2 protein-coding genes are annotated in these 10,470 nt (G+C 38.3%); both read right to left on the bottom strand.

What is annotated here, in order from left to right; all coding sequences use genetic code 11:
* Positions 1–214 precede the first annotated feature (214 nt).
* Positions 215–4,087, bottom strand: coding sequence for a non-ribosomal peptide synthetase (locus IM479_RS02205; protein WP_287686864.1), 3,873 nt, complete (start codon positions 4,085–4,087; stop codon positions 215–217).
* Positions 4,084–10,464 carry a non-ribosomal peptide synthetase gene (locus IM479_RS02200; protein ID WP_287686863.1) on the bottom strand — a complete coding sequence of 2,127 codons (6,381 nt, stop codon included), beginning with the start codon at positions 10,462–10,464 and terminating at the stop codon, positions 4,084–4,086. The genes IM479_RS02205 and IM479_RS02200 overlap by 4 nt, the downstream gene beginning before the upstream one ends.
* Positions 10,465–10,470 lie beyond the last annotated feature (6 nt).

The following is a 10,470-nucleotide window of genomic DNA, read 5'->3' as shown; positions in this document are numbered from 1 at the left end:
GATACATTGGTACTAAGGAGAGAAGATGCAAGGGTTTTGAGTAATTTTAGCAGATTCAGGGGCACCTGAGCGACTCTCAATCTAGCTAAAAGCCTTTTCCTGTAAGGTTTTTAGCTTTATTCAGCAAACCCTAATTAACAAAAATTGCAGGAGTCAGGAGTCTTTAAGCAGTCAGCAGTCAGCAACTCGGACTGTGATAATAACTAGAAAACGGTTACGACTGTTTTGGGTTGAGAATACTATTAATAATCAGAGCGTTTTTGGGAAGATAAGGAGGATCAATCATTTCACGATGAATACCAGTGGCATAATGATTGATTCTTTCTCCTTTTGTTGCTTGTATCCAATCATCTTGAGCTTCATAGTTTCCCTCAGCACGAATCAAATGAATAGTCCCTTGAATTTGTACATTTTTTAAGTCAGAATTCCAAAGAAAATTAAAGTATTCCCACACTTGATTATAAGTGCGATTGCGGAGTTTTTGATTCTCTAAAAAGTAACCTCTTAATTGCTGACGTTTGGGATTTAACAAGAAAGCATCAACCCCTTCTTGAATCTCTGACATATCAGCTTTTTTAGCCTCACGTCCTCCTCTGTAAGTATCCAGTAAAATGACATCAGAAACAACTCTCCCTCGACTTTCTAATTGTTGAGCCATTAACATCGCTAAAAATCCGCCGGCGGAATGTCCCATTAATTTTATATCTTGATTCTGAGCCAAATCCTCAATTAATTCAGCGTATTTTTCTAACATTAATTCATCGCTAATATACCGGAAAGTATAGAGAGCATAATCCGTTATATACTCTGCTAAATTGGCATAAGCAGCAGCGAAACCAAGAGCGGGAGGAAATAAAAAGACGGCTTTTTTTTGCTCCTTATTAAACACCACATAAGGACGTTCTTTCGGTTGAATATTCATCTCTTGAGCATAAATAATATAATCGCTTAATTCGGCGACTGTTGGCTTTTCATAAATCATTGATAAAGGAATTTCTATGGCCATTTTCTCATAAATTAAAGCCATAAGATTCATCGCTTGTAATGAATGACCCCCCAACTCAAAGAAGTTATCATTAACCCCTATCTTGCCAGCTTGTAGAAGTTGTTGCCAAAGACTTACTAAGATAGTTTCCGTTGAATTGCGGGGTGCTAAATAGGGTGATTCAACTAGAGAAGTCTCATCCGGTATAGGCAATTTATGAACGTCTATTTTTCCGTTAGGATTTAAGGGAAAATCCGACAACAGGACAAAAGCAGAAGGGATCATATAAACGGGTAATTTCTGTTGTAAGAAACGGTGCAGCTCCTGAGAAGCTAATAAAGTATCTTTTCTCATTACATAAGCAACTAACCGTTGATTATGTAATGTGTCTTCCCGCATAATCACAACAGCTTGTTCGACGTTGGGATGAGTTTCTAAAACTGTCTGAATTTCTCCTAATTCAATACGGAAACCTCTCAGCTTGACTTGATTATCAATTCGCCCTAAATATTCAATATTGCCATCGGGAAGATAGCGAGCTAAATCCCCCGTTTTATATAATTTCCCCTGAGCAAAAGGATGAGGAATAAATTTTTCAGCCGTTAATTCAGGTTGGTTGAGGTATCCACGCGCTAAACCCATTCCACCAATATGTAATTCTCCAGCAACACCAATAGGAACCGGTTGAAGATAGCTGTCGAGGATATAAACTTGAACATTAGCAAGGGGACATCCAATAGAAATTTGGGAATTTGGCTGACAGCACCAGCCAGTGGTATAAACGGCTGCTTCTGTCGGTCCATAAAAGTTATATAATTCACAGTTTAACTGCTGAAAAAATCGTTGATTGAGTTCATAAGATAAGGCTTCTCCCCCGACAATTACTCGTTTTAAACAGTGGCAATCTTTGCTCTTGGGATGTTGCAGAAAAACTCGCAATATTGAGGGAACACAAGTGAAATAAGTTACTTGTTCTTGCACAATTAAATCTATTAAATAATCTATATCTTTATACCCGTCAGGTTTCGTCACGACTAGGGTAGCACCAGATGTTAAAGATGAGAAAACTTCCCAAACTGAAACATCAAAACTAAAGGGAGTAATTTGGAGAATGCAATCTTCAGAGGTAAGATTATAATAATCAATAGTGTATTTCAGCGTATTAGAAATTCCTTGATGAATATTCATCACACCTTTAGGTTTTCCCGTTGAACCCGAAGTGTAAATAACATAAGCTAAATTTTCCGGGGTAACTGGAGAGGTCAAATTCTCTTGACTATAATTAGCTATCCTTGACCAATCTGTATCTAAACACAGTATTTTGGGGCAATTTTCTGGTAGAGATTGGACTAAAGATTGCTGAGTTAACAACAGAGAGATAGCTGAATCAGATATCATATAATCCAAGCGCTCAGGGGGATAATTAGGATCCAAAGGAACATAAGCTCCCCCGGCTTTAATAATTCCCAATATTCCGATAATCATCTCAAAAGAACGCTCAATAAAAATCCCCACTAAAACTTCTGAGGTTACGCCTTTTTCTTGTAAATAGTGACCGACTTGATTAGCTCGATTATTTAACTCTCGATAGGTCAATTTTTCGCCATCAAAAATAAGAGCTATTGCCTCGGGATTATCTCTAACTTTTTCTTCAACTAACTGGTGCAGACACTTTTGAGAATAAGCGACTTCGGTTTGATTCCACTCTATTAGTAATTGATGCCGTTCTTCAGGGGTTAATAAATTAATCTCAGATAATTGACAATCTGGATTCTGAATTACACTTTCAATAATTTGTAAAAAGTGACCGCTCATTCTGGCGATAGTTTCAGGCAAAAATAAATCTGGCTCATATTCAATAGCTAATATAAGATTATGACTATCTTCAAAGAAGCTCCAAGTCATATCAAATTGAGCCATGCGTGGTTTTAGGGGATAGGGTTGATGTTCCAAACCTGGAATTTTTAAGACAGTTTTGCTTTCTTTACCCAGTAGAGAAAACATGACATCAAATAAGGGATTTCGGGACAGATCTCGTTCTAAATTGAGAGCAGATACTAATTTATCAAAAGGATAATCACGATATTCATAAGCATCAAGACAGGTGTTAGTTACTTCCCCTAAGACTTGCTTAAAAGTTACTCCCTCTGGTAATAAAGATCTCAAAGCCAAGGTGTTAACATAAAACCCGATCTGGTTTTCTAAATCAGGATGATTTCGTGCTGAAATAGGGATACCAACTACTAAATCCCGTTGACCGGTGTGGCGGTAGAGTAATATTTTAAAGAAAGTCAGTAGGGTAATAAATAGAGTCGTATTATTTTGAGTTGCAAAGGTTTGTAATTGTTGGCTAAGACTCTCACTAAATTCATAAGTGTAGGAAGCCGCTTGAGAAGATTTTACTTGAGGTCGAGGGAAGTCTATCGGTAAGTTTAAGATAGGGGGATGTTCGGAAAAAACCTCACACCAATACTCATGTTGTTCTCTAACTTCTTCACTTTCTAACCACTGATTTTGCCATGCCGCATAATCTTTATACTGTAGGGTAAGAGGGGGTAATTCAGCTTTTTTTTGTTGACTATAAGCAGAGTATAATGTCAAGAACTCTTGAAAGATAATATCAAGTGATTGTGCATCTCCAATAATATGATGGACAGTCAAACCAAAGATAAATTCTTCTGACTTAATCTGCACCAATAAGACTCGAATAAGGGGCAACTTTTCTAGACTAAAAGGTAAATTTGCCGAATCTTGAATCAAATCATCTGCTAAAAGTTCAGCCTCTTTTTCTCCTCTTAAATCTTTAAAAATGATTAACTGTTCTGTGGGGATTTGCTCATGAATAACTTGCTTAATATTGCCCCCAACACTGGTAAAAGTGGTTCTGAGAATTTCATGACGGTTCACCAGTTCTTGAAAAGCTGCTGTTAATATAGAAACATCTAATTTGCCATTAATTCTCATGGCAAGCCTAATATTATAAGCACTAGAAGATTCGCTGATATGCTGCAAAATCCAAAGCCTTCTTTGACCGTGAGAGACTTCGTAATATTTTTGTTTTTCCAGTGGGTTAATTGAGTCAGATTGTGGTAAGTTGATCATCGTTTTTGTCGGGATTGAATTAATACAGCTTGTTCTTTTAAAGTATTATGGGTAAAAATTTCCCGTAATCGGAGGGAAACCCCAAATTGATTACGGATTTGTGACACTAAGCGCATCGCCTTTAGACTGTTTCCTCCTAGTTCAAAAAATGACTGATTACTGTTACTCACTTCTGCTTCTAATAACTCACCCCAAAGGGAAGCTAATAAAGCTTCTTGTGGATTAAAATCTGGGACTTGGTTAGTTGAGTCAGTAATATTTTCTTCGGGTTTTGGCAAAGCTAGACGATGAATTTTTCCATTGGGTAACAAGGGAAAAGCTTCTAACCGCATTAAAAAGCTAGGCTGCATATAAATCGGTAAGAGTTGCTTTAATTTACCTCGAATATATTCCTGATGAACTGTATCCTCTGCTTGATAATAAGCAATTACGGTTACTAATTCCTCCTTTTTATTAGCTATAACTAAGGCTTTTTCTACTCCCTCAATCCCACTGAGGACATCTTCAATCTCTCCTAATTCAATCCGTACCCCATTTAATTTAATTTGGTTGTCACTGCGTCCTATTACTTCTAAAGTTAGATCAGGAAGCAGTCTGCCTAAGTCTCCAGTACGATAAACTATATCCCTCCCCCCATTCAAAGGATTAGGCACAAAAACTGAATGAGTTAAGCTTTCATCTTGATAATAACCTTTTGTTAAATAGGGGGATTTAACGAACACTTCTCCTACTTCTCCTATTGCCCTGGTGCGATTTCCATCAACCACTGCATAAGCGGCATCTGGCAAAGTTTGACCACCCGGAACCCGTTCATAGGGAATATTATTAGGGTTAGGAATTCGATAAAAATGCTTAACAAATGTAGTTTCACTCGCTCCATAAATATTGACAAATTCTGTCTGAGAGCCAAAAATTTGATGCCATTCAGCCAGTTCTTTCACAAATAAAGGCTCTCCTCCTAAGACAAAAATTCGCAAATTTTTCAGGAGATTATGAGCATTAATTAAACCACGCCCCATCTTTAAAAATAGACGCATTACCGAGGGGACAGTGTGTAGTAAGTTAATTTTCCATTCTCCTATTCGCAGTAATAAAAGCTCTAAGTCTTCTCGCTCTGTACTCTCTGGAATATACAGAGTTCCCCCTGAGCATAAAGTCACACAGGTTTCCCTCAAATAAGCATCAAAATTAATTTGAGCAATTTGTAAACAGCGCCAACTTTCATTAATGCCAAATTCCCGTTTTTCCCAATCAATGAAATGACGTAAGCTGCCGTGACTGCCTAAAATTGCTTTAGGTTCACCGGTTGAGCCAGAAGTAAACATAATATAATTAGAATCATCAGCATCTGGCATAGCTAGAACGGGTTGCAGTTTGCTTAATTGGCAAGGAAACTCTTGATAATCCATGCCATTCCACTGATGATATTGCTGAATTTTATGAGCCTTAACCACTAAGATATGAGGCGGTTTTTCTAATGCGGATAGTTGGGGTTTAATCCCCTCTAAATTCTCCGCCGCAACTAAGATAATTTCGGGGCTAGTTTTAATCATCATGCGTTGCCGACGCTCCTCTGGTTCATCTAAACGTAGAGGTAAATAGATTCCTCCGGCTTTAAATACTGCCAGCATGGCGATTAACTGACGATAATCTCCTTCTAGGAGAACACCACAAACCTTGTCTTTTTCCACGCCTAATTCTTTTAAGGCATAAGCCCAAAAGTTAGTTAGTTCATGTAATTCTTGATAGCTAAATTTACCCCCTGGATAAATAATCGATGTTTTCTCCGGTTTGGCTTCAACTTGGTCAATAAAATCATGGATAATGGTACGGGTTTCTAAGCGAGGAATAGGATTGATAAAATTGGCGATGAAAGCGGTTTCTGCTGCCGATAACAAAGAAATGTCTTTGACGGGTTGGGCAGGGTTAGATAGCATTTCATTCAAGAGTTTATCGAAGTGAATGAGACATTTTTTCATCCTCTCCTCTTGGAATAAGTCGGTGTTATAAATTAGCTCTAATCTGAGTTTTTCCTGAGCTTCACTAAACACAAAAGATAGATCAAACTTACTGGTCGGGGTCAGGGAATCTAGAGATTTTATTTGTATATTTTCTAAGCCTACAGGTTGATCAAAATTTTGCAGAAGGACTAATATATCAAACAAGGGAGTGCGGTTAATTTCTCTAGAAACAGCTAATTTTTCTACTAAAATATCAAAGGGATAATCGGAATGTTCTAAGGCTTCGGTAACGGTTTGACGAACCTTTGCGAGTAGATTTTTGTAGCCTTTTTCGGGTTCAATTTGGTCACGAATAACTAAGGTATTGAGAAATAAACCGATTAGAGATTGCAGTTGAGGATGGTTTCTAGTGGCGATTTCTGTACCAATAGTAATATCATGTTGACCACTGTAGCGATACAGCAATATTTTGACAGCCGCTACCAATGCCATGAATAGGGTTATTTCGTTTTCCTGACAAATTTTTCTTAATTTAGAAATCGTTTCTCGGTCAAATGTCCAGCTTAAATGAGAACCCTTAAACGTCTTTATTTGGGGACGTTTAAAGTCTGTCGGTAAGTGAACTCTGGTCAGTTGTCCATTGTCCAGTTTTTGCCGCCAGTAATCTAGGTTTTTTGAATTATTTTCGCTCCTTAAAAGATTATTTTGCCACCCTGCATAATCTTTATATTGTATCGGCAATGGCTCTATATTAGGCTGTAATCCTTTGGCTAAATCAGAGTAGTATTCTAAGCATTCTTTAGCTAACAAACTCATTGACCAACCATCACAGATAATATGATGAATTTCTAACTCCAAAATATATTCATTCGGAGACAGTTTATAAACCTTAGAGCGCACCAGGGGACTTTTTTCTAAGTCAAACGCTTTTCTCTCTTTTGCAATCGTTTCTAAGATTTCTTCATCAGGTTTATTTGTCCAGTCTTTAAATTCCCAATCAAAAGGACGATTTTGCAGGATTTTTTGTTGTGGTTCACCGTTAATTAAAATGAAAGATGTCCGCAGGGATTCATGACGGGAAATCAATAATTGTATGGCTTTTTCAAAGACATCTGGACTAAAATCTCCTGCTATTTTGAGAGTGGAAACAATATGATAAGCTACATTATTGAGATCCATCTGTTGCAAGACATAGAAACGTCTCTGAGCATGGGATGTTTCGTAGGTTTCTTGTGCAGATACAAGGGGAATAGTGGCTACCGTCAGAGGGGTAACAGTGCTTAATAATTCTGCTTGTTCAGCAATGGTAGGATGAGCAAATACTTGTTTGATGGGCAAAGATTGCCCTAACTTTTCTTGAATTTTACTCACTAGAGAAATAGCTTTTAAGCTATGTCCTCCTAACTCAAAGAAGTTGTCATTAACCCCTATTTGTGATAGCTGAAGAACATCTTGCCAAATCTGAGCTAAGAGGCTTTCTTTTTCATTTCTTGGAGCTATATAAGCAGATTCAATAATTGATGTCTCATCGGGGACAGGTAATTTTTTCCTGTCTATCTTGCCATTGTTATTTAAGGGAAAATCTGACAACATGACAAAGGCAGAAGGAACCATATAAGCGGGGAGTTGCTGCTGCAAGAAACGGCGCAATTCTCCGATACCTAATGAGGGGAATTTCCTGACTATATAAGCGACTAAGCGTTGATTTTCTGACGTATCTTCTCGCAAAATAACTACGGCTTTTTCCACTTGAGAATGGGTCTCTAAAACTGCTTCTATTTCCCCTAATTCAATCCGTAATCCCCTCAGCTTAACCTGATTATCAATGCGCCCTAAAAATTCAATATTGCCCTCTGGAAGATAGCGAACTAAATCCCCCGTTTTATATAATATACCCGAATTAAAAGGGTTAGAAATAAATTTTTCTTTAGTTAATTCCAGACGATTGAGATAACCCCGCGCTAACCCCACACTGCTAATATGTAACTCTCCAGGAACCCCAATCGGAAGCGGTTGTAAATTCTGATCTAAAATATAAATTTTTGTGTTAGAAATTGGCTTGCCAATAGACGGGGATGAGGAGTTTCCTTCCTCATAATCGGGAACTATTCCTGAAGTGGTTACTACTGTATTCTCTGTAGGACCATAATTATTAATAAGCTTAAAAGGCATTGATACTGAAGGATAATGATGGAGTTTATCCCCACCCGTTAAGATAATTCTGAGGGCTATATTTTCATCCCATTCTAAAGATAAAATCTTCTCAACTAGGGGAGTTGGTAAAAAGCTGACGGTGATTTCTTGGGCAATTAACCAGTCTCGCAACTCCGGGGGAGATTGCATGATTTCAGGTTTAACTAAGACAAGACTCGCACCGGCTGTTAAACAGGGCCATAACTCCCAAACCGCAGCATCAAAAGCGCTTCTTGCTAGTTGAGTAGTTTTGTCTAAAGGCGTAATTTCAAAAGCGTCTTGATGCCAACAAATTAAATTCATTAACCCCCGATGGCTAATTAATACTCCTTTGGGTTTTCCCGTTGAACCTGATGTATAAATAACATAGGCTAAATTCTCAGGAGTCGTTAGATTGAAGGGATTTTCTGGGCTATAGGTAGCTATCTTTTCCCAATCCCTATCTAAACACAGTAATTCGGCACCAGTTTGGGGAAGAAAATCCCCTAAAGATTCCTGAGTTAACACCAAAGAAACACCCGAATCTGAGAGGATATCCCCCAAGCGTTCGGTGGGATAATCCGTATCTAAAGGTACATAAGCTCCCCCAGCTTTTAATATCCCTAATAAACCGATGACCATCCCTAGGGAGCGCTCCATAAAAATCCCGACCAAACTTTCTGGATTTACACCCTTATCTCGTAAACAGTGAGCTAACTGATTGCCCCGGTTATTTAACTGTTGATAGGTTAATTTTTGGTCTTCAAAAATAACCGCTATTCCCTGCGGATTCTGGGCAACTTGTTCCTCAAATAATTGATGTAAAGACTTATCTAAAGGATAATCAGCCTCAGTATTGTTCCACTCTACTAATAACTGATGTTGCTCTTCTGTTGTCAATATAGGTAATTGTGTTACTCGTTGCAGAGGTTCAGTAACAATTCCTGTTAAAATAGTTTGTAAATGTCCTGCCATCCGTTCAATCGTATCCTGAGTAAAACGGCCAGTATCATAGATTAACTGAATCAGTAACTCCTGTTTAGGAATAGCAACCACCGTCAAAGGATAATTAGTTTCCTCAAAATTCTCCACATCCTTAACCCTTAAGGATTGACGAGAATCTCTCGATAACGCTTCTCTGGGATAATTCTCAAAAACGACCAAACTCTCAAACAGGGGAACCCCCGGTGGAATATCACTCAATCTCTGTATTTCAGCCAGAGAAACATAAGCATAATCCTGAATTTCTGCTTGCTTTTGCTGTAATTCCTGTAACCAAGATAACAATAAATCTGATTCTCTGATGGAGACTCGCAGCGGCAATGTATTAATAAATAATCCTACCCTATGTTCTACCCCTGATAAATCATGGGGGCGACCAGAAACCGTAACCCCAAATAAAACTTCTGACTCCCCACTATAGCGACTGAGAAGAATCGCCCAAGCGGCCTGTACTAGAGTAGATAAGGTCAGATTATGCTTTTGTGCCAAAGATTGCAGGTCTTTCGAGTGAGAAGCCGATAAATGACAGTTATACTCTTTATAAGTCGGCTTACCTTCAGATTTCATTAACTGGAGTCTGTCCACCCTCAGGGGGGTGGGAGTCATAAACCCTTCAAGAGTTCGCTGCCAAAAACTCTCAGCAACAGATGGGTTTTGCTGCTGTAACCAAACAATATAATCTTGATAAGGACGCGGCAAAGGAAGATGATAACTTTTCCCTTGAATACCTGCCTCATAAAACCCTAAAACTTCTTGATAAATAATAGGCATACTCCAACCATCCAGAATAATATGATGATGATTGCAGAGGAATTTATAAGTTTGGTCTGATAGTTGAATCATCAAGCAGCGCATTAAAGGAGCAACTTTGAGTTCAAACCCTTGTTGACGCTCTGTTTGTAACAATAAATCTAAACGTTGTTGTTGTTCTCTGGGGGAAAGATTGCGCCAATCCTGATAATTCCAAGGCAAATCAACCTTTTTTCGCACAATTTGCAGAGGTTTTTCCCGTTTTTCCCAGAGAAATAGAGTCCTTAATACCGAGTGACGCTCTACAACTTTTTCCCACGCTTGCCTAAAAACTGTAAGGTTAATTTCTCCCTCCAGAGTAATTAGAGTTTGGCTACAATAAATCCCTGAATCAGGAGTATAAAGACTATGAAAGAGCATCCCTTCCTGCATGGGGGAAAGAGGATAAATAGACTCCACATTTTTGGCGGGTTGATTTTTTGTGTCTGCCATGAAAGA

The sequence above is a fragment of the Microcystis sp. M165S2 genome, assembly GCF_020245885.1.
Classification (GTDB): Bacteria; Cyanobacteriota; Cyanobacteriia; order Cyanobacteriales; family Microcystaceae; genus Microcystis.
Note: the sequence above shows the minus strand (reverse complement) of the source record. Positions and strands in the feature narration are given on the sequence as shown.